Origin of the sequence: Staphylococcus sp. HMSC06C11, assembly GCF_001808345.1 — a bacterium.
In the GTDB taxonomy this organism is placed as follows: domain Bacteria; phylum Bacillota; class Bacilli; order Staphylococcales; family Staphylococcaceae; genus Staphylococcus; species Staphylococcus capitis.
In genome coordinates this window covers 93,223-113,747 of sequence record NZ_KV793036.1, presented here as the reverse complement: position 1 = coordinate 113,747, position 20,525 = coordinate 93,223, and the positions used below count along the sequence as shown (strand labels likewise).

Sequence of the window (20,525 nt, the reverse complement as noted above, 5' to 3'; positions counted from 1 at the left end):
AGAAAATTAGGTATTTTAGTGGAAATGTTTACAACGCACTATAATCGATTTACACTAAAAGTAAACGAAACGTTTCGTTTAATAATTAAAATTGATAAGAAGGGTTATTGTGTTTGGTATATCGATTTCAAGTGCTATTCTCCATTTTGTAATAGGTGGTCTTGCAGTTGCGCTCGCATCAGTAATGGCAGATAAAGTCGGTGGTAAGTTAGGTGGTATTATAGCCACTATGCCGGCAGTCTACCTTGCTGCAGTGATTGCTTTAGCTATAGATCATCGAGGTCAACAACTGATTCAAATGTCTATACATCTTAGTACAGGTGCAATTGTAGGAATTATATCTTGTATAGTTACTGTATTCTTTACCTCACTATTTATAGGTAAAAGAAATTACAAGAGTGGGACTATATTTTCAATTGTATGTTGGCTTGTCATTTCTATAGCAATATTTGTAGTTAGACACATTTAATGATGGAGGCATTGTAATAATGAAATTAGTATTAATAAAATTTCTCGTTGGTGGATTAGCAGTATTAGTGAGTTACATTGTATCAATGGTATTACCTTGGAAAGAGTTCGGAGGTATCTTTGCAACTTTTCCAGCAGTGTTCTTAGTTTCAATGTTTATCACAGGCATGCAATTTGGTGATAAGATGGCAATGCATGTGAGTAGAGGCGCAGTCTTTGGTATGATAGGTGTATTATTTAGTATTTTAGCTACTTGGGGACTTTTACAATCAACACAAATGTGGTTAATTAGTATTATTGGTGGATTTATTGTATGGTTTGTAAGTGCAGTGGTTATATTTGAAATTGTTGAATTTATTACGCATAAAAGAAGGGTTAAACATGGCTGGAAGACCGAAAGATCCAACAATAAATAAGAAAATTTATGAAGAAATTAACCGTTTATTAGAAACAATACATTTTAGAGACATAACAATTGATCAGATTTCGGAAAATACTGGTATCTCTAAAGCGACGATTTATCGCAGATGGAAAGATAAATCGTCAATTATTATGGATATGTTTGTTGAACAATCACAAAAGATATTTATCCATGAGAGCGACAATTTATATGAAGATTTGTATCATTTTTTAGTGAAAATCAAAGATATTTATAAGACGAAATTAGGTAGTGCAGTGATTGAAATTTTAATCAGTCATCAACAGATCGAAGCACGAGAAACGTTTATGACAGATTATTTTAATAGTAATCGAAGAACATTAAAAAAGATTATCAGCAAGCATATTAAAGATGAAGAGCAAGACTTATTTATAGATCTTATCTTCTCGCCTATTTACTTCAATATATTAATCAAACCCGACTCATTAGATGAAAATTACATTGAAAAGATGTTGAATAGAATTATCGAAGCGTATGACCCAGAAACGAAAGAGTAAACGTTCCTTAAATAAGGAACGTTCTTTATGTAGAGGGTAGACTGAACGAAGTGTTAGTTTCTTATTTGTATGCAGTTTATTAAAATCTAATGATCAGACAACTTTTTATTTAATAAAATATAGTAATAACATTAATAATATTGAAATCGGAATAATGATACTTTCTGCTCTCATCATTGATTTAGAAAGATTTTTAAATTCTTTATCTGAGGCATTATTGTTTTTTAATTTAAAGTATTTTATTCCAAGATATATGGCAGGTAACAAATGAAGTAGTAAAAAAACTATTAGTATAGTAATCATCAAAATCCTCCTCCAAAAAAATAATAGCATCTAATGAAAGCGAGCTTTAAATAAAAAATAATTAATTAATCTACTATGCATTTCTATGTAATCTAGTATAATTAAATTAATAAGAGTTCATGCATTAATATTACCAATCCCCTCACTACTCGAGATAGTGAGGGGATTTTTTAGGTTATGGTTGATATCACTTATTTTTTCTTTTTCTCATTCAAGCTAATAATAATTGGTAACATACCACAACAAATGATTATCAATAATATTAATCCTGAATTCATTTTTGTACCTCTTGTGATTATTTAGTGTTCATATTTGGCATTGATTGACCAGAAGCTCCACTTATTAAACCAAATCCAACTAATAAAACTAGAGCAACGATACCTAATATAATAGATGTTTTCTTAGATAAGCGACTCGTTGAGTAATAAACTACGCCTGTTAAAAATGCTTTTAATAAGTTAGTTAAGTTTAATGCCATTAAAAATTTGTTGCCTTTAGCGAAGATGTTTAAACTGTCTAATTTATATTCAAGAATACTTAATCCAAATAATAGTTGGATAATAATGATAATAAGAGAGAAAGCATTAATTATAATTGAGTATGAAAGTGCAGCAGAAAAGATACTGCTACCTTTAGCATCAGATTTAAATATTTTAGAAATAACTAAGAAAATCACAAAAACTATTCCTGCATTAAAAAGCATGCCAAAGAAACCAGTTATTATTGTTATTATCAAGTAAACTCCAGAATTCATCTGACCATTAGTTTGTGATAATAAAGAATCTTTTGTAGCAAAGTAACTTACGAATGCAGTTATTATGGCTAAAACTATTAAAATTAACAACTTCACTAACCATTTTGGATTTTCTCTTAACTTACTAAAATGATTTACAAATGGAATGCTAGAATTTTCTAGTTGTTTAGTATCGATATTTTGATTTTCCATAATATGTATATCTCCTTTGTTTATTAATATCACTTAAATGTTAACATTTAAATCTATTTTATAAAATAAGCAATTTAAAATTTTAGTTAAATTTCATTGCCTATACATAATAATTTTAGAGAATGAATGTTTTTTCAATATTAACATTTCTAAGATTTTGTAAATTTTATATATATAAAATATTACTAATTTTACATTTGTGTTATCATTTCAATTGCAATCAATTATTAAGGAGAAATAGATATGAAAAAGAAAATATTGTGGATCATCATAGGAATTGCAATCATTCTATTATTAATTATCGCTGCTTTTATCGTGAAACAGGTAAATGGATCAGGTAAGAAAGATAGTGAAGGTTACGATACATATACAGTTAAAAAAGAAACACCTATCAGTTTAGAGGGGAAAGCTTCTCCTAAATCTGTAAAGACATATAATAATAACAGTTCAATTGGGACATTTTTAAGTACATCTGTAGACGATGGACAGAAGGTTAAACAAGGGGATCGTTTAATTAATTATGACACGAATGCTAGTAAACGTGAACAATTAGCGAATAAGGTGAACCAAGCACAAAGTCAAGTGAATGATGATTATCAAAAGATTAATCAAAGCCCTAATAATAGCCAATTGCAATCTAAACTTACTCAAGATCAAAGCTCATTAAACGAAGCACAACAGTCATTAGCACAACACGACAGACAAGTGAATGACAGTATGTATGCTTCATTTGATGGTAAAGTAAATATCAAAAATGATTCAGATGTTGGTGATGGACAACCGATTTTACAATTAATTTCAGATAACCCTCAAATTAATGCGACCGTTACAGAATTTGATATTAATAAAATTAAAGAGGGGGATAAAGTCGACGTTACTGTAAATAGTACAGGTAAAAAAGGCGAAGGTAAGATTATCAAAATTGATGAGCTTCCTACTAGTTATGATTCCGGTAGTGAGGGTGAAGCAGCTGGTGGTGCTCAAGCAGGCGGTGAAGAAGGTGAAGGTTCAGGCGCTCAAGCTTCTAATCCAACTGTGAATAATCCTTCTGGAGGTAAAGAAGGCGACACATCTAAATACAGAGTAGTTATTGGAGATTTAGATATCCCAGTTAGATCAGGTTTCTCTATGGATGCGAAGATTCCTTTAAATACTAAGAAATTACCTGACAATGTATTAACTAAAGATAACGATGTGTTCGTGGTTGATGAAAATCATAAAGTTCATAAACGTGATATCAAAATTGAACGAAACAATGGTCAAATTATCGTTAAAAAAGGTCTTAAATCAGGTGATAAAGTCATTAAAAATCCTAAAGGTAATTTAAATGATGGAGAAAAAGTTGAGGTGTCATCATGATTGAGTTGAAAAAAATCAATCGACACTTTAAAAATGGTAATGAATCTAATCATATTTTAAAGGATATTGATATTCATATTGATGAAGGAGAGTTTATCGCTATCATGGGTCCTTCAGGCTCAGGTAAAAGTACGCTCATCAACATATTAGGATTTATCGATCGCGGATATGAAGGGGAATACCTTTTCAATAAAGAAAATTATCAAAAAAGTTCAGACAACAAGCTTGCTGAAATTCGAAATCATACTGTAGGGTTTGTCTTTCAAAACTTTAAATTGATTCAAAATAATACCATTCTTGAGAATGTTAGTATCCCTCTTATTTATAATGGAATAGGGAGTAAAGAGCGTAAAAATAAAGTTTTAGACGGTCTTCAAGACGTCGGTCTTAAAGGTAAAGAAGATTTATTGCCGAATAAATTATCAGGTGGTCAACAACAACGTGTGGCCATCGCTAGAGCGATTATCAATAATCCGAAGTTTATTATCGCTGATGAACCTACAGGTGCGCTTGATTCTAAGACGTCTCAAGATATTATGGAACTCTTCGTTAAACTAAATAAAGAAAAAAGAACGACGATGATTATGGTTACACATGACCGTGATGTAGCGGATAAAGCTGATCGTATTATTCATATTTTAGATGGTCGTGTGCGAGAGGAAGAGGTGTTGACGCATGAATAACTTTTCTAATGTTATTGCTGTCGCCTTTCGCTCAATTTTAAAGAATAAACGTCGAAACATCTTTACGATGATTGGGATTATCATCGGTATCGCAGCTGTCATTACTATTATGTCTTTAGGTAATGGATTTAAGAAATCAACAAATGAACAATTTGATGAAGCGGGTGCGGGTAAAGATCAAGCTTCTATTTCATTTATGACTGAGAATATGGAGGCACCTAAGAATAATCCGTTTAAACAAGAAGATATAAGTGTAGTAGAACAAGTTAAAGGTGTTAAGAATGCCAAAATAAAAGAAGACGATGATAGCACGTATTCAGCTAAAATCACCAATTCACATGGTGGCGGTGATGTCAGTCTTAAAAAACAAAACGAGCTTACCGATGTAGACAAAGGGAAAGGTTTTACTAAAGATGATAATGACACTGAAGAGAAAGTCGCTGTCATTGATAGTAAACTTGCGAAAAAAGTGTTTAATAATAATGCGATAGGTAAGTCTATCTATGTGAATGGCGAAGGATTTAAAGTTGTTGGTGTATCTGAAGGTTCAGGAATTGACGCTGGCGGTATGGGTATGCCTGAAGAATCAACAGTACAACTCCCTACAAAGACATTCAATAAATATATGGGTAACTTGTCTCAGGGTATGCCTCAATTATTAGTTACTGTGGATAAGAGTTCTGCTAAAAAAGACGTTGGTAAAAAAGTTGAAAAAGAACTGAATAAAAAAGGTACTGGCACATCTGAGGGGCAATATAGTTATCAAGACAATGAAGAAATGATGAAAGGTATCGGAAAAGTATTAGATACCATTACTTACTTTGTTGCAGCAGTTGCAGGTATTTCACTCTTTATTGCTGGTATTGGTGTGATGAATGTGATGTACATTTCAGTTACTGAGCGTACAGAAGAAATTGCGATCCGACGTGCATTTGGCGCTAAAGGTCGAGATATAGAAATACAATTCTTAGTCGAGAGTGTGGTCCTATGTCTTATTGGTGGTATTATTGGATTAATACTCGGTATTATCATAGCGACACTAATTGATGCTGTGACGCCAGAAATGGTTAAAAGTTCCGTCAGTCTAGGATCCGTAATCTTAGCTGTTGGTGTATCTACCCTAATCGGTATTGTGTTCGGTTGGATACCTGCACGTGCCGCATCTAAGAAAGAATTAATTGATATTATTAAATAACGATTGCTTCTATATAATTATCTTAAAAGCGTGAGTAGTTACTTTAATGTTGACTACTCACGCTTAAATTTTAATAATTGTTATTAAAAAATTGATTTAATTGAAGTTACTTTATCTAATGATATTAGAGTAGGTCTTTTTATTTTAAATCATACTTTTCCTCAAAATGATGACGCTTTCTATATTCTCTGTATTTTTTATCATTATCAAAACGCTCTTGATATTTCATTTTTAACTCTGCATCTCCCGTTACTTTACCATCATCATTAACCTCATATTGATATGTATTATAGGGCTCATCTTTAAAAGTAACAACTACGTCACGTTCTCCAGTATTCAACGTGAAATTGGGTTTCTCTGTTTTAATTTTGTTTTCCCAACCTTTTTGCTTAAGTACACTGTGAACTTTTGCTTCGAGTTTATCTTCTTCATGTTTTTGATAATTTAAATAAATATGTTTACCTAAAGTGAAAATTAATATAGGGACAACAATTAAAGCAATAAGAATACTTATTGGAATAATATAATTTAATGTATATTCTTTTTTCATATTTAATCTCCTTAACTAAGTATTTTTATTCTGTTAATATTTTGTAAAATTTAAAGAAATAATACAATTATATGATATGTTTTTTAATGAAACACAGTCAAGTCATAGGAGGAAATCAATGAAAAAGTTAATAACTAGTTTATTATGTACTACAATATGTGGCACAGTTTTAACTACAGGAAGTATAGACGCTCAAGTTGAGAGCTCAACTAACTCTAATTCGTTGAAAGAACTTCAAGATGAAGGTGTTGTGTCTAAATCAATTACTGAAGAACAATGGAAGCAAATTCAAGCTAAAAATCGTGAAGAAGAAGCAAAGTTTGAGAGAACAGCTGAAGAACAATGGCAGAAACAACAAAAACAAGACCAAATAGATCGAGAAAATCGTAAAAGAAAAAAGAAATTTCATTTGAAAAAAGGTGACTATTTCATCACAAATGGTGTAAGCGCCAAAGGGCTCACAGGTCATGCTGCGATTTACGTAGGGAATGGATACATTAAAGAAGCTCGTGGATATGGAAAATCTACAAGGACAAAAAGCTTTCGAAAATGGAAATATAGTACTTTAAAAAAGAAAAAAGGACACCCCAAACATCGTTATATCAGTGTATATCGAGCATCAAAAAAATATAGAGGCAAAGCTAGAAACTATGCGAAATCTCATTTTAATCATGTGCCCTATAATATAACGCCGAATCCATATTCAAAAGGAGCTACATATTGTTCGAAACTTGTTTGGCAATCTTATTATTATGGTGCCGGACCATCCTCAGTTCGCCCTTTCTCTCAACCACAATTCATTATTTATCCATATGCTCTCCATCGGTATATCAAGTCAAAACCGGTTCGGATATATACAAGAGGTTAAAATGATTAAGGTATTAAATGTATAAAATATACGAAAGTACTACTCATAATACATCATTATATTAACTCATCGAAAAGAGAGTGGGACAGAAAACATAATTTGTCAAAATTATTTTCGTCGTCCCACCCCAACTTTCATTGTTTGTAGAATTTCTTCCTAAAGAAATTCTCTATGTTGGGGTCCCGCGACAAGGATGACTAGGATTGAAAGAAGCTTGATATAAGCGCACTTTCAATTCAGACATCTACTGCCAACATATTGAGTGAGGTTGAGACAATGAATTACGTCTCAGCTTCTTTTTTACTCAAAGAGACTATTTATTTTCATAAAGAAATATTTTTATGCAATTTATCTTAAAACAAATACTTATCAACAAGATAGATTTATGTGAAAAAGATTTTAAATAACTTCAAAAGAGAATCTTACTAATTTTTATGAGAAACATGTCCCACTTGTTTATTGCAGGTGGGTTTTATAATGAAATATATAATTGACTATTGTCAGAAAATTATTAAAGCACTCCTCAGTCTAAAAGCTAAAGACCGTGTTATTATAATAGCCACACATGATCAATTAATAGCAAAACAATGTGATGAAATAATAAATGTAGAAGATTATAGAGTTTAACATAGTGAAGCTGGAAAGTTGTTATTTAATTCAGACTTTCCAGTTCTTTATTTAGAGACGATGCAATAAGTAAGTGTAGTCAACGTAAGTGTTAAAACGATACTTAAAACAAAGGTAGTAATGATTCTTTCTTTAAGAGACACATGACGTAAACCCACGAAAACTGTGACACTAAAAAAGACTAAACTACTAATTAAATATAAAATAAAAGCTATCCATATAAATGTATTAGGGCTGTTTAGAAATTGTTGGTAACTCTCCATTAAAAATAACCTCACACATATTATTTAGTACTTAATATATCAAATTACAGGTAATCTATCGAATTATAATAATTATTTGTTAAATTGAAAATATAGAAGAAAGCAAAATATAAAAATGAAAATTTTAACAAAACTTTAATAAAAAAAGTTAAAAAATTTAAACGTTTGTATGTTAATTTAAAGATAGCAGTTATATTTTCAATCTTTATAAGGGAAAAAACTTATAGAGGTGATTATTTTGAAAAATTATAATGAAAAGAAAAGATTTAGTATTAGAAAGTACGCTGTCGGAGTCGTGTCTATTGTCACAGGTATAACGATTTTTATTGGGGGACAACAAGCACATGCCGCAGAAGAGACAAACCAACAAATTAATACACCTTCACATTCAAATGAAACAACTCAAACTGCTCAAAAGAATTTAAAAGAAAATGAATCACGGCCAAGTGAGTCTGAGTTATCATCTTCAAAAACTTCTCAACCACAGCAATCCGAATCAACGCAACATTCTCAACCTCAACAAACCGAATCAACTCAATCTACTCAAACACAACAAACGAATCCAACTCAACATCCTCAAGATAAAGAAAACTCTCAAAATCAATCATTAGAAAGCACGAAAGAAGCAACTAATCATAACGATACTCCAGACACATCAGAAGCGATTGATACTAAGAAGGAAGAATTAGATAATCAAGACGTCCTTCCGTCTAAAAAAACAAAGAATAGTGAAAGAAAAGCTGATAACACTTCTACGCAAGACAACGCAACATCTACTGATAACAAGCAATATGAATCAGAAAGTAAACCAACAGAAACCAAATCAGAAAATGATAAAGTAACTCAAAGTAACTCAAGCGATAATCCTTCTGAATCTCAAGAATCAACTAAGTCGCAAGATCAACAAGACCCTCAAGATAAACCAGATTCACAGCACTCACAAAAATCTGAGGATAATTTATCAACTCGTGATACTACATACCCAAAAGAATCTAAACAAAATTCCTCATCTTCACAACCTCAAGAAACAACGCAAGAGTCTCGAAACAACAAAGACGAAACTGACAATGATAATCCTCAGTCTAAGGGTGCCCATCAATCATCACAAAATACTCAACTTCGATCTACTGAAAACAATGATGACCCGAAAGACTCAACTCAATTAAAATCTTCAAATAAAGAACAAGATACTCGGGAACAAAATAATGAAAAAGAAGTAGACCAACCAACTAAGAAAACTCCATCCATGAAACAAGAAAATAAAAATACTACGAAACAATCAGTTAAAACAGATAAAACAGAAAGACCGACTTCCACAGAACCAAAAACACTACAATCTCATCAACCGAACAAACTTTCTAAACAAACGCTACAAGCTCAATATAAAAATCAATATCCTGTCGTGTTCGTTCATGGTTTTGCTGGTTTAGTCGGTGAAGATGCGTTTACACTTTACCCAAATTATTGGGGTGGAGGTAAATATAATATTAAAAGTGAATTGACTAAACAAGGTTACCGTGTACATGAAGCAAATATTGGTGCATTTAGCAGTAACTATGATCGTGCGGTTGACTTGTACTACTACATTAAAGGCGGTCGCGTAGACTACGGTGCAGCTCATGCGGCTAAATATGGTCATCATCGTTATGGTAGAACATATGAAGGTATTATGCCGGATTGGGCACCTGGTAAAAAAATTCATTTAGTTGGTCATAGTATGGGTGGTCAAACGATTCGTTTGATGGAGCATTTCTTAAGAAATGGAAATCAAGAAGAAATAGACTATCAACGTCAACATGGTGGTACGGTATCAGATCTCTTCAAAGGTGGAAAAGATAATATGATATCAACTATCACTACTGTAGGAACACCACATAATGGTACGCCTGCTGCCGATAAATTAGGTACACGTAAAATTGTTAAAGATGCAATGAATCGTATAGGACGTCTAAGTGGTAGTAGATTGCTAGATTTAAATTTAGGCTTTTCTCAATGGGGCTTTAAACAAAAACCAAATGAAAGCTATATAGAATATGCTGAACGCGTTGCAAATAGTAGAATTTGGGATACTGAAGATCAAGCAATTAATGATTTAACAACTGCTGGTGCTGAAAAGTTAAATAAAATGACAAACTTAAACCCTAATATTGTATACACAACTTATACAGGTGCAGCTACGCATACTGGCCCTCTAGGATTTCAAATACCAGACGTAAGACAGTTATTCGCAATGGATATAACGAGTCGTATCATTGGTAGAGATAAAAATAAAAATGTAAGAGTGAATGACGGTCTAGTACCTGTATCATCGTCAATATATCCTACTGCTCAAGCATTCAAAAAAGTAGGCTTCTTGAACCCAGCTACAAGTAAAGGGGTTTGGCAAGTCAGACCTGTACAAAACGGTTGGGATCATGCAGATTTAATCGGCCTTGATCTCCCTGATTTCAAACGTACTGGTGCTGAATTAGGAAAATATTATTTAGGTATGATAAATAATATGATGAGAGTTGAGGAATTAGATGGTCTAACTAAAAAATAATAACTTCACATAGTAAAAACACCCTCAAAGGATGTGTCGAACTGTACTGACATCTCCAATGAGGGTGTTATTTTTTTTATGATTAAGTTATTGATCTTCTTTTTCTTCACGACGTTTTAAGAAATATGCGCCTCCTAATAGTCCAACAGGAATACCTGCGATAGGCGTAATAATATTACTTAAAACAAATACAATGACAACTAACATTAAGATATTGAACCAGTTAATAGTTAAATTTTTTAAATCCTCATATGATTGTTTGATTAAATCTTTAATTTTCATAATAAATACCATCCTTTTTTAATTAATTATTTGAAAAATCCTTTTTAAATTGAGCGCTTAATGACACGATTTGAGTGTATAAATGCTATAAGAGCAAAGATGAGGTAGATGACTGTGTAAACAATCATTACTAGGAATACAGGTACCATTGTTACATTGCCCATAACATGCATAAAGGCTAGTGCCGCAAATAACGCATGTAGTAGAGCTATAATTAAAGGTAATCCAAAGTTGAATAAAATCTTTAATAATAACCCTTTAGACATATCAGAATTAGTAAATCCGATTCGTCGTAAGACTTTAAAATTATCGATTTCATCTTCAGTTTCATCCATTTGTTTAATGTAAATAATACATCCAGCTGCGATTAAGAACGCTAATCCTAAGAATGAAGTTACAAATATGAAAATACCATTTGTTGCGTCCACCACTTTTTTCAATTCATCTTTAGAAGTTACATTTGGATCAACTTTCGACGCGATACGTTCAGCTTTTTTCATATCGCTATGATGTTTAATATTAAATCCATAAACGTGCGCAGTATTTTTATCTGTTTTTAATGAGTTGTATACTTTAGGACTTACTTCTACTATAGGAGCTGCATATGATAATTCAGATGGATAAACTTTGGAATCGTCTTTATCTGTTACTTTTACAGTTGTTTTAGACTTACCTTTAACTGTGATACTTTGATTCATATTAAATTTCATCATTCCGATAGCGGTTTTAGTGTTTGTTAATCGAGCGTTACTACCTTTAAGATCTTTATTAACAATCATTGACGTATTCTGTGAGAAACCTTCAGAATCATCTTGTAATGTCATAACGTTATCTTTAACTGTTTTAGGATTAATTGACTCATAAGTATGTTTATCGTGTTTAATATTATTTTTATCTAATTGCTGTTCAAATTTATGCGCTTGCTTACCTTTTGAGAAGTCAAAGTCTTGTGGTGTTGATGATTCAATATTATAATCCGAATTTGCTTTAGTAATAGCTGTAAAACAAAGAATTGTAACAGTTAACGCTGAAATGATGGCGATGACTGTTAATGACATCGCATTTTTCTTCATTCTATGCATGATAGAAGATGTACACACCACATCTGTGATTGAAACACGACCATTCTTTGAACGTTTTATCGTTTTAAAAATGAGTGACACTGAACTTCTAAAGAATAAGTAAGCACCGACAATTGTTAAGAATAAAATAATGAATGGTGTAACTAATGCTATAGTAAGTGATTTAAATACACCAAACATTTCAGTTGCCATATAATACCCTAAAGCTATCATTAAGATACCTAGGATACCACCAATAATTTCAGGAACTGAAATACGTGCTTTAGTTGCTTCAGATTGAGAACTATCTTTCATCATTGTTAAGATGCTTCTTCTTTTTAGGAAAAGGTAATTCTGAACAAGTATTAAAACAAAAGCAATGACTAACATTATGATAGTAATGATTAGTGCTTGGGGTTCAAATCCTATTGAAAGATGAACTTTTAACTTCATCAATTTAGAAGCAATGGCAAGTAAAAGTTGTGAACTGAAAATTCCAATGAGCACGCCTAAGATACCTGTAATTACAAATATCGCGAATTGCTCAATACTTAACATTCTAAGAATATTTCCTCTTGTGAGTCCGATAAGTTGGAATAATGCAAACTCTTTTGTACGTCTTTTAACGAATAAGTGGTTCGCGTACATTAAGAATATAATAATAATAATGAATAAAATTGATGCTCCGAAACTAGATCCTTTTTGAATTATTGCCATAGAAGTTGAATTATTAATACTGTGTGAATGCTTCAAAGTTGAGAAACTAAAATAAAGTACGATACTTAATAATAAAGAGAATAAGAACATGCCATAGTGTTTGATGTTCTGTCTTAAATTTTTAAGCGTAATTTGATTAAACGTCATGAGTGACACCACCTAATGCCGATTGCAATTTGATGATTTCTTGATAGAAGTCTTGTTTAGAGTCGTCTCCTTGATAAATTTCAGAATGAATATTACCATCCTTCAACATAATTACTCTCTCAGCAAAACTTGCTGCTGATGGGTCATGAGTAACCATAATAATCGTTGAATTAAATTGTTTATTCATATCTTCTAATCGATTAAGTAAATCTTGAGCACTTTTCGAATCTAGAGCACCCGTAGGCTCATCGGCAAAGATAATATTTGGTTTATGAACGAAAGCACGGGCGGCTGCCGTACGTTGTTGTTGTCCACCTGAAATTTCACTAGGATATTTATTTCCCAGGTCATTAATACCAAGAGCTTCTGTCACTTCTTTGTAATTCTGTTCCATTTCGTATTTTTGAATTTTTTGGACTGAAAGTGGAAGCATAATATTTTCTTTAACGGTTAAAGTAGGCAGTACACTATAATCTTGGAAGATGAATCCAAGTTGTTTTTTACGGAAATTTGCAAGCTTTTTATTACTTAGTTTGTTTATTTCATTACCATCGACTTCTACAGAACCTCCTGAGATAGTATCAATAGAACTAAGAACATTTAATAATGTAGTTTTACCTGAACCAGAAGGTCCCATGATTGCTACGAATTCTCCTTTTTCAACTGAAAAACTGATATCTTTAAGTGCTTGGTACTTTTGTTTGTCTCCATATACTTTTGATAATTTGTTAACTTTTAATATCGTCATCTTCTCACTCCTCAATGTGTTTATACTTAAATTGTAGAGAGAATCTATGGCTGTTGCCTTTATCTAACCTTACAAATTGCTTGTTGTAACTTACAGGTATGTAAGATTTAATTATCTTTATAAAAATAAAACCACGACTTTTTAAAAGATCGTGGAAATAAATTAATTTAAATTTTTATTGGCGTCTTCAGGAATCTCTCTTTTTTTAACTTCTGAATAACTTAAAACTTGATCCTGTTTTGTTGTTAACTTGAGATAATGATTTGTTTTTAATTTCTTAGTTGCGGTATAGGTGATTTTCTTGCCATCACCTTTTTTATCATAACCAACAGTTTTATAAGTATAATTATAGAAGTCTGTTCCGAATTTTTCTTTTTTAACAGGTTTATCAGTTTTAACAAAATAATCTTCTTTAGGTATCATAAAATTATATTTATTTAAATCTCGTACTGTGGGGTCGTTTGGATGATGTTCACTATAAATTTTACCTACTAGCATGAGCGCACCAATTAGAAGAATAAAAACGCCTAGTGTAATTGATAGTTTCTTCAAAGCTTTCATAATCTTTCACCATTTATTTCTCTAATTTACTCATTGTTTTTTTAGGAATTTCATCTTTTTTAACTTCGTCATAGCTTCTCACTGTGTTTAATTTTTCTTTAATTTTTAAATAATGATTTGGTTTAAGTTTTTTCATTCCTGTGTATAAGATTTTTTTACTGTTGCCTTTATCATCATAACCAGTAGTCTTATAAACGTTATCAACATCTTCATATTGCTTAGGTTTATGTTTCATTGGTTTAGTCGTTTTCACATAATATTCTTTTGTTGGTTCTAAGGGGTTAGCCATATTTAAACTTTTAACATCTTTGTTATTTGGATGATGATCGCCATAAACTTTTAATCCGAAAAGTAATCCTACTAGTAATAAGATAATAACTACTACAGTAGTTAATGAAATTTTTAATGCTTTCATGAATAAACACTCCTTTGAATTGATTACAATTTCATTGTAGGAGCTTTATTGTAACGTTGCCTTTATCTAATCTTACAAATCAACGATTGAAACTTACACGGTTGAAAGGTTTATAAAATTTGATCCTTCTATGTGTAATTAAGAACGTTTTTAACCTTTAGAACTGTTTGATATGATTACATCAATTTAAAAGTTGAAACAATAGCCATACTTAATATATATTTCATAACTATAAGTGAGGTAAAAGTATGAAAATTTCATGGATTTGATGGTGGTGTCTACAATTTTTTGGGTAGTGGTGGCACTTATTTTACTAGTATTAGGTTTAATGAATGGCTTAAACAATGAAATGGAAGGATATAAATTTGCCTTTCTATTTATAGGAATATTTCTTGCGCCTTTGATTTGCCAATTGATTTGGCTAATTATCAATATTATAGTCATCAAAGATTTTAAAGAAAGTAAATAGATGTAATCAACTAGTGTTGGGAATTTTTAATGTTCATTCTCAACATTTTTTAATTATTTGGGATATTAAAAAATAATTTGTATTACATAATTAATTTATGAGATGATGCAGTTAAATAACATTGTAAATCATTGAGTTTGGTTAAATCTTAATATGAATTTAAAAAACAATTGTTATAATTTTTATGAAACTTTAAAGACTATAAAGGAGTATGTTTATGAAAAGGTTAATACTATTAATTAGTTTGTTAAGTTTAGCATTTATCCTCACAGCTTGTGGGGGAACTGGAAAGCAGAAAGAACCTTCGAAGGAAAGTCAAAAATCAGATAAATATGAATACGTATATTATGAAGTACTAAATGATGGTGGAGAAGACACGCCTAATGTAGAGATTAAATATAAAGACAATAAAGGTAAATCACATTTAGAGAAAACAGATTTAAAACATGTTTATGAACATATTTTAAGTGATGGAAATAAAAAACCATACATAGTTAAAGATGGTAGTAAAATTCATGTCTATCGCCCACCTTACATGACATACGGCGATGATGATGTTGAAGGTAAAGCAGTTTCTAAAGATGAAGTATCTAAATAAGAAAAGGTGAGTTGATGAAAGGTAAAATATTAAAATTTATAAGTTTAATGATTATTATCACTACAGCCTCACTTGGTATGTTATCAACGGAATTAGACGCTGCAACATCAGGAGGGTCTAGTAGTTCTAGCTCAAGTAGTTCAAGTAGTAGTTCATCATCAAGTGCTTCCTCGTCAGCTGCAAGAGGCTCAACATCATCTAGTTCATCAATGAGTCGCTCAAGTGCAGCTAATGCGTCACGAGCTGCCCAACAATCAAGCCAACGTGCTGCGCAACAAGCAACTAGAACAAGTAGTATAGCTTCTAGTAGAAATGCTTCGAAGTATAAACAAGGTGCATATCACACTAAATCTCAACAAGCACGTTCAATGATGGCACCAAGACGACGATACAGCTCAGGTGCGCCATATACTTCACAATATATGGCGACGTCATACTATAATAATTGGTTGTATTTCTATATCATTGCCTCTCAAGAGAATCAGAGTAAGACAAGTAGTGTGAAGTACCAAATGAATATGTTAAAAAATCAAATGAAACCTCATGAAAAATTATACACTGTTACTATACAAACGAATAAAGGTAAACGCGTCATTGTTGTACCAAAGAAACAATACGATAAAATTAAAACCGGTAAGAATGTGAAAATTAAAAATGGTATAGTACAATAGTGAGCATTAAAGGAGAATTAAATCTTTGATAAAAAAATTTATTGAGAATGAACAAAAAAGTGGATATTTAGGTATCTTATGTACCTTAGTATTTGGTTTATTATTTAGTTCAATGTTCACACCATTTATTGGTATACCTGCAGCGTTAGGTGTTGGTTACCTTATCCACACAACTGAAGAAGAATAATTTAAAGAATCAAGGAGCCTAAACCATGAAAAAAGAGATATTAGAATGGATTATTGCAATTGCAGTAGCGCTTATCATTGTTGGATTAGTACAGAAATTCTTGTTTACTTCCTATACCGTCTCAGGTGAGTCTATGCATCCTACTTTTGAAGACAGGGATAGAGTGATGGTTAGCCGTATTTCTAAAACATTGAATCATATTAATTCTGGCGACGTAGTTATTTTTCATGCAACTAAAAAAGATGACTATATTAAACGTTTAATAGGTAAACCTGGAGATACTGTAGAGTACAAGAAAGACCAATTATATTTAAATAATAAGAAAGTGTCGGAACCATATTTAAATTATAATAAGAAACATAAAGTCGGAAAGTATTTAACTGAGAATTTTAAATCTAAAACAGTTAGAGGCGCTAATGGACATATGAAAATCCCTAAAAATAAATACTTAGTATTAGGGGATAATCGTCAAAATAGTGTTGATAGTCGTTACGATGTAGGATTAGTCGATAAAGATCAACTTGTTGGTAAAGTATTATTTAGATATTGGCCGTTAAATAAATGGAAAGGCGGATTTAATCCAGGTACTTTCCCTAATTAATAAAAAATTGCCTCTTAGCAATTTAGACTACCCTCAATTAAGGGAGGTCTAGCTAAGAGGCTTTCTTTATATAATATTTACTCGTCCTCTACATTCTTTCCAACAGCTTCCCATCTCAATGCAGTCGTGATAATTAGACCAACTAAAGGAACGATGGCTAAGATAAGCATCGTATTTGTTAATCCCACAGCTGCAAGTATAATCGGAAATACAAATGTACCGATAATACTTCCCGTACGACTTACTGATTCTACGAAACCAGTAGCTTGTGAGCGTAAATATGTTGGGAATGATAAAGCCGCAATCGTCTTACCTTGTGTACCAGGTCCACCAGAATGTCCAAATAAGAACAATGCGATCAAGAATGTATTGATAATCATTGGTAGACTATGATAGAACAAGCCCGTCATAACCATCGCGATTAACACAAGACTGAAACCAATCATTGTGAGTCGGCGTGTACCTACCTTATATGTCAGTTGCGATCCTACATAAGCACCAATAATACCTGCTATATTCACGATAGCTGTACCTAATAGCACGCCTAATTTATCTTTACTAATTATGTAAGTTGCAATTATTGGGATATATAATCCTACTCCATAGTACTGCATTCCCTGTAATGTTGAAATGGCTGTTGCTAGTACAATCCTTTTCAAATATTTAGGTTTAAATATTTCAGTGCCAGAAGACTTTGAAGATTTATTCTCGGAAAATGACTCCCCAGTACCTTCAAGTTTTAAATCCACATCATAATTATTTCGTACATACTCGGTAGCTTCTTTAAGAGAGTGGTGATTAATCATCCAAGTTGGGCTCTCTTTTAAATAATTAATACGTAAAATGTAGAGTACTAAAGCAATCAAAGCACCAAAGCCAACTGCGAATCTCCATAAGTGTTCACCTGTACCCATTAAAAAGAAGGCGATAACTACTAAAGCTGAGGCAACGATTGCTACATACCATACAACCTGCCAATAGTTAACATTACGACCTTTCTGCCATTTATTACTAATTTCAGCAATGAAAGTGAATGCAACAGGACTATCCATACCGATAGCGAAGCCCATAATGAAGCGGCAGATAAGTAAAATAGCTAAATGAGGAGCAAGTGCTGCGCCTAAAGAAGTGATTACAAGGATAAGTAATGAGACAGATAATATACGCTTACGCCCGAATTTATATGCAAGTGAACCCCCTAGTATGGCTCCAAAAAGTGCTCCAATAGGTAAGGAAGTCATAACCACTGAAAGCATTGTTGGAGATAGGTGGAATTCTTTCGTTAGCTGGTCTGTCATTGTACCTAAAATGGTAATGTCATACGCATCTAAAAAAATCGTGCCTAATATCATAAAAAGAAGAATTTTAGATGTATGTTTCTGGTCTGCATGGTCGATAATTCTAAATAAATCATTTTTATTTTTTACGATTTCCATATTATCATTCCCTTAAATTATTTGTCTTTTTAAGCGTAATTGAGTGTCATTAAGTAACAATTAACTTGAGATTAAAATTTTATTAACATTACTAACATATTTATTTAATAATTGTGGATAACTTTATGGATAACTAAACCCAAACACCTGTATAGCAACATTTAGAGATAAACTTCAAGTTATCCACATCATATAATAACATGTTGATAATATCCAGAATTGTACGAAAAATCTATTTGTTTAGATTTAGAATTTAATTTTAAAAATATTCTTATCCCTTATTAAAGTCTATTATCTAAAGCATAATTGCTTTTAATCATATTAAATAAAAAAGTAGGTTATTAATGGATGATCTTAGCCATACTAAAAAACCCTCACTATTGTAATAGTGAGGGGATATATGAAACTTATTATAGTTCTTTTTTATTAAAAATTTTTATAGATAAAATATAAGTTAAGGCAAAAGTCACTAACCCCAATATGCCAAAGACAATAAACACAAGTAAACTATTTGTACTACTTAACATATTAATCATTGAACTATCATGATGTGCACCTAGAGCAAGTGCTAAAATATAGAATACGAAATATATAATAATCATAAAGAAAACGGTAATCATGATGATTGTGTTTGAATTTTCAGGGCCGAATTTAAATGTTAATGGGAATAGTGCGGAATATAACCCTGTACAACCAACACAAACTAAAAAGGCAATCAACGCCATATTTATGCTGTGTGTAATTATCAATACAATTGGGAAACTAATCACAAAAGAGATGACTGTGATAGCGCCAAAAAGTAAATAGTAACTCTTTACATAATCAGCACGTTTTACAGGCAATGTAGAGACGTAATACATCCATTTAGAATCTTTTTCGCGTTTGAAATTATCTGCAATAGATGAAACCAATAATACTACTACCATGAAACCGCTCATAGTTGGGTTTAAAAAAGTCATAATTATAGCTGTTATGATTCCAACAATGAAATATATAATTAATGGTTTTTTAGTTGCATATAAAGTACTCAATACTAAACCTTTCATTATTTATCACCTCTCATAATAATTTTAGTTGCATCATCAATGTTGTTAATTTGTTTGGCTTCGGGAACCTCATGATGATTGTTCACAAGACTAATTCTATTATGATTTCTTTGACGTGACGCGACCAAATAGTCGTTAGAAATATTAAATGATTCAACAGGTTGGTCAACAATGCCATAATTTTTGAGTAGTTCTTCTTTACTTTCCTTTAAAATGATTTCGCCGTCTCTCATAAATACTAATTGATTAGCGAGTTGTTCTATATCTTCTGAAATATGAGAAGAAATTAGAATGCTGTTACCTTGTGCCACAAAATCTTCAAGAATTTCAATCACTTGTTCTCGGCCTGATACATCCATCCCAGCAGTTGCTTCGTCAAGAATGAGTAACTTTGAGTCATGTGCCATTGAAATAGATAATGCTGTTTTCATTCTCATACCTCTTGAGAAGGTAGTGATTTGATTATGTGTTGGTAATTCAAATTCCTTTACCAATGAAAAGAATTTATCACTATTCCAAGTGTTATAAATATTAGTGAATACTTTGTCTATAGATGTTAAAGTCAATTTATTAGGTACTCTTAAATCATCAAACACTACACCAATATGCTCTTTGTATTGAACGTCTTCTTCGCTCACTTCTTCATCGAAAAAGCGAATTGAACCACTATCTTTATGTCTATTTCCTACAATTGTATTAATGAGGGTAGACTTCCCTGATCCGTTCTTACCGATTAAGCCAATCACTTCACCCTGTCCAATTGAAAAAGAAATATTTGAAAGTCGAAATTCTGAATTTGTATACGACTTATTAAGATTTTGAATATCTAAAAACTTTTCCATAAGA

At 31.7% G+C, this 20,525-nt stretch carries 24 protein-coding genes; 14 read left to right on the top strand and 10 right to left on the bottom strand.

All coding sequences use genetic code 11. From position 1 onward, the window contains the following. The first annotated feature begins 109 nt into the window (after nucleotides 1–109). The 3 genes from HMPREF3154_RS03260 to HMPREF3154_RS03250 are packed head-to-tail and all read left to right on the top strand — an operon-like array spanning nucleotide 110 to nucleotide 1,404. Nucleotides 110–469, top strand: a complete 360-nt coding sequence (locus tag HMPREF3154_RS03260) for a DUF3147 family protein (RefSeq protein ID WP_002454376.1) — start codon at nucleotides 110–112, stop codon at nucleotides 467–469. A gap of 19 nt (nucleotides 470–488) precedes the next feature. Continuing rightward, complete coding sequence (locus HMPREF3154_RS03255; RefSeq protein WP_030061520.1) at nucleotides 489–884, top strand: DUF3147 family protein; 396 nt, start codon at nucleotides 489–491, stop codon at nucleotides 882–884. Further along, complete coding sequence (locus tag HMPREF3154_RS03250) at nucleotides 850–1,404, top strand: TetR/AcrR family transcriptional regulator (protein ID WP_030061518.1); 555 nt, start codon at nucleotides 850–852, stop codon at nucleotides 1,402–1,404. The genes HMPREF3154_RS03255 and HMPREF3154_RS03250 overlap by 35 nt, the downstream gene beginning before the upstream one ends. A gap of 598 nt (nucleotides 1,405–2,002) precedes the next feature. Here the strand turns inward: HMPREF3154_RS03250 and HMPREF3154_RS03240 are convergent. Continuing rightward, nucleotides 2,003–2,653, bottom strand: a complete 651-nt coding sequence (locus tag HMPREF3154_RS03240) for a YIP1 family protein (protein ID WP_049427073.1) — start codon at nucleotides 2,651–2,653, stop codon at nucleotides 2,003–2,005. A 243-nt stretch (nucleotides 2,654–2,896) separates the two neighbouring features. Here HMPREF3154_RS03240 and HMPREF3154_RS03235 point away from each other — a divergent pair, with 243 nt between their 5' ends. Genes HMPREF3154_RS03235 through HMPREF3154_RS03225 form a run of 3 tightly spaced genes read left to right on the top strand, consistent with a single transcriptional unit; the run spans nucleotide 2,897 to nucleotide 5,890 of the window. Beyond that, nucleotides 2,897–4,012: an efflux RND transporter periplasmic adaptor subunit gene (locus HMPREF3154_RS03235; protein WP_030061384.1), complete on the top strand. Its 1,116-nt coding sequence runs from the start codon at nucleotides 2,897–2,899 to the stop codon at nucleotides 4,010–4,012. Beyond that, nucleotides 4,009–4,695 (top strand): ABC transporter ATP-binding protein, encoded by a 687-nt coding sequence (locus HMPREF3154_RS03230; protein ID WP_023349962.1) that lies wholly within the window; start codon nucleotides 4,009–4,011, stop codon nucleotides 4,693–4,695. The genes HMPREF3154_RS03235 and HMPREF3154_RS03230 overlap by 4 nt, the downstream gene beginning before the upstream one ends. Then, entirely contained in the window at nucleotides 4,688–5,890 is a 1,203-nt protein-coding gene (locus tag HMPREF3154_RS03225; RefSeq protein WP_030061382.1) for an ABC transporter permease, read from the top strand. Before HMPREF3154_RS03230 ends, HMPREF3154_RS03225 begins: the two co-directional genes overlap by 8 nt. A gap of 139 nt (nucleotides 5,891–6,029) precedes the next feature. Here HMPREF3154_RS03225 and HMPREF3154_RS03220 read toward each other — a convergent pair whose 3' ends face one another. Next, entirely contained in the window at nucleotides 6,030–6,440 is a 411-nt protein-coding gene (locus tag HMPREF3154_RS03220; RefSeq protein ID WP_030061380.1) for a DUF3139 domain-containing protein, read from the bottom strand. A gap of 118 nt (nucleotides 6,441–6,558) precedes the next feature. Here HMPREF3154_RS03220 and HMPREF3154_RS03215 point away from each other — a divergent pair, with 118 nt between their 5' ends. The 3 genes from HMPREF3154_RS03215 to lip all read left to right on the top strand — a co-directional run bounded on the left by HMPREF3154_RS03215 (nucleotide 6,559) and on the right by lip (nucleotide 10,740). After that, nucleotides 6,559–7,308, top strand: a complete 750-nt coding sequence (locus HMPREF3154_RS03215) for a C40 family peptidase (RefSeq protein WP_049427071.1) — start codon at nucleotides 6,559–6,561, stop codon at nucleotides 7,306–7,308. A 477-nt stretch (nucleotides 7,309–7,785) separates the two neighbouring features. Next, complete coding sequence (locus tag HMPREF3154_RS11495; RefSeq protein WP_002454386.1) at nucleotides 7,786–7,935, top strand: hypothetical protein; 150 nt, start codon at nucleotides 7,786–7,788, stop codon at nucleotides 7,933–7,935. Between the two features lie 501 nt (nucleotides 7,936–8,436). Next, nucleotides 8,437–10,740: a YSIRK-targeted triacylglycerol lipase gene (gene lip, locus HMPREF3154_RS03210; RefSeq protein ID WP_070474348.1), complete on the top strand. Its 2,304-nt coding sequence runs from the start codon at nucleotides 8,437–8,439 to the stop codon at nucleotides 10,738–10,740. A gap of 87 nt (nucleotides 10,741–10,827) precedes the next feature. Here the strand turns inward: lip and HMPREF3154_RS03205 are convergent, their stop codons facing one another. The 5 genes from HMPREF3154_RS03205 to HMPREF3154_RS03185 form a co-directional block, all read right to left on the bottom strand. Then, nucleotides 10,828–11,022, bottom strand: a complete 195-nt coding sequence (locus HMPREF3154_RS03205) for a VraH family peptide resistance protein (protein WP_002434632.1) — start codon at nucleotides 11,020–11,022, stop codon at nucleotides 10,828–10,830. 44 nt (nucleotides 11,023–11,066) lie between these two features. Beyond that, complete coding sequence (locus HMPREF3154_RS03200) at nucleotides 11,067–12,947, bottom strand: ABC transporter permease (RefSeq protein WP_030061376.1); 1,881 nt, start codon at nucleotides 12,945–12,947, stop codon at nucleotides 11,067–11,069. Continuing rightward, nucleotides 12,937–13,695, bottom strand: coding sequence for an ABC transporter ATP-binding protein (locus HMPREF3154_RS03195; RefSeq protein ID WP_002454391.1), 759 nt, complete (start codon nucleotides 13,693–13,695; stop codon nucleotides 12,937–12,939). The genes HMPREF3154_RS03200 and HMPREF3154_RS03195 overlap by 11 nt, the downstream gene beginning before the upstream one ends. 162 nt (nucleotides 13,696–13,857) lie before the next feature. Further along, nucleotides 13,858–14,256: a YxeA family protein gene (locus tag HMPREF3154_RS03190; RefSeq protein ID WP_049427063.1), complete on the bottom strand. Its 399-nt coding sequence runs from the start codon at nucleotides 14,254–14,256 to the stop codon at nucleotides 13,858–13,860. Between the two features lie 13 nt (nucleotides 14,257–14,269). Then, nucleotides 14,270–14,671 (bottom strand): YxeA family protein, encoded by a 402-nt coding sequence (locus HMPREF3154_RS03185; protein ID WP_030061372.1) that lies wholly within the window; start codon nucleotides 14,669–14,671, stop codon nucleotides 14,270–14,272. A 274-nt stretch (nucleotides 14,672–14,945) separates the two neighbouring features. On the opposite strand from HMPREF3154_RS03185, the gene HMPREF3154_RS03180 reads away from it, so the two are divergent. From HMPREF3154_RS03180 to lepB, 5 genes are all read left to right on the top strand, one after another. Beyond that, complete coding sequence (locus tag HMPREF3154_RS03180) at nucleotides 14,946–15,140, top strand: hypothetical protein (RefSeq protein WP_133063776.1); 195 nt, start codon at nucleotides 14,946–14,948, stop codon at nucleotides 15,138–15,140. Nucleotides 15,141–15,357: 217 nt separating this feature from the next. Continuing rightward, nucleotides 15,358–15,738 carry a hypothetical protein gene (locus HMPREF3154_RS03175; RefSeq protein ID WP_030061370.1) on the top strand — a complete coding sequence of 127 codons (381 nt, stop codon included), beginning with the start codon at nucleotides 15,358–15,360 and terminating at the stop codon, nucleotides 15,736–15,738. Nucleotides 15,739–15,752: 14 nt separating this feature from the next. Next, a complete protein-coding gene (locus tag HMPREF3154_RS03170) occupies nucleotides 15,753–16,409 on the top strand; it encodes a hypothetical protein (RefSeq protein ID WP_023349949.1) in 657 nt (218 codons plus the stop codon). A 25-nt stretch (nucleotides 16,410–16,434) separates the two neighbouring features. After that, nucleotides 16,435–16,596, top strand: coding sequence for a VraH family peptide resistance protein (locus tag HMPREF3154_RS11365; RefSeq protein ID WP_002434595.1), 162 nt, complete (start codon nucleotides 16,435–16,437; stop codon nucleotides 16,594–16,596). 25 nt (nucleotides 16,597–16,621) lie between these two features. Further along, on the top strand, nucleotides 16,622–17,197 hold the full coding sequence (gene lepB / locus HMPREF3154_RS03165; RefSeq protein WP_002454395.1) for a signal peptidase I: 576 nt from the start codon (nucleotides 16,622–16,624) through the stop codon (nucleotides 17,195–17,197). Between the two features lie 77 nt (nucleotides 17,198–17,274). Here the strand turns inward: lepB and HMPREF3154_RS03160 are convergent, their stop codons facing one another. From HMPREF3154_RS03160 to HMPREF3154_RS03150, 3 genes are all read right to left on the bottom strand, one after another. Continuing rightward, nucleotides 17,275–18,633: an MFS transporter gene (locus tag HMPREF3154_RS03160; RefSeq protein ID WP_049427055.1), complete on the bottom strand. Its 1,359-nt coding sequence runs from the start codon at nucleotides 18,631–18,633 to the stop codon at nucleotides 17,275–17,277. Nucleotides 18,634–19,043: 410 nt separating this feature from the next. Beyond that, nucleotides 19,044–19,679 carry an ABC-2 transporter permease gene (locus tag HMPREF3154_RS03155; RefSeq protein ID WP_030061366.1) on the bottom strand — a complete coding sequence of 212 codons (636 nt, stop codon included), beginning with the start codon at nucleotides 19,677–19,679 and terminating at the stop codon, nucleotides 19,044–19,046. Beyond that, nucleotides 19,679–20,521, bottom strand: coding sequence for an ABC transporter ATP-binding protein (locus HMPREF3154_RS03150; protein WP_030061365.1), 843 nt, complete (start codon nucleotides 20,519–20,521; stop codon nucleotides 19,679–19,681). The genes HMPREF3154_RS03155 and HMPREF3154_RS03150 overlap by 1 nt, the downstream gene beginning before the upstream one ends. Between the last annotated feature and the right edge of the window lie 4 nt (nucleotides 20,522–20,525).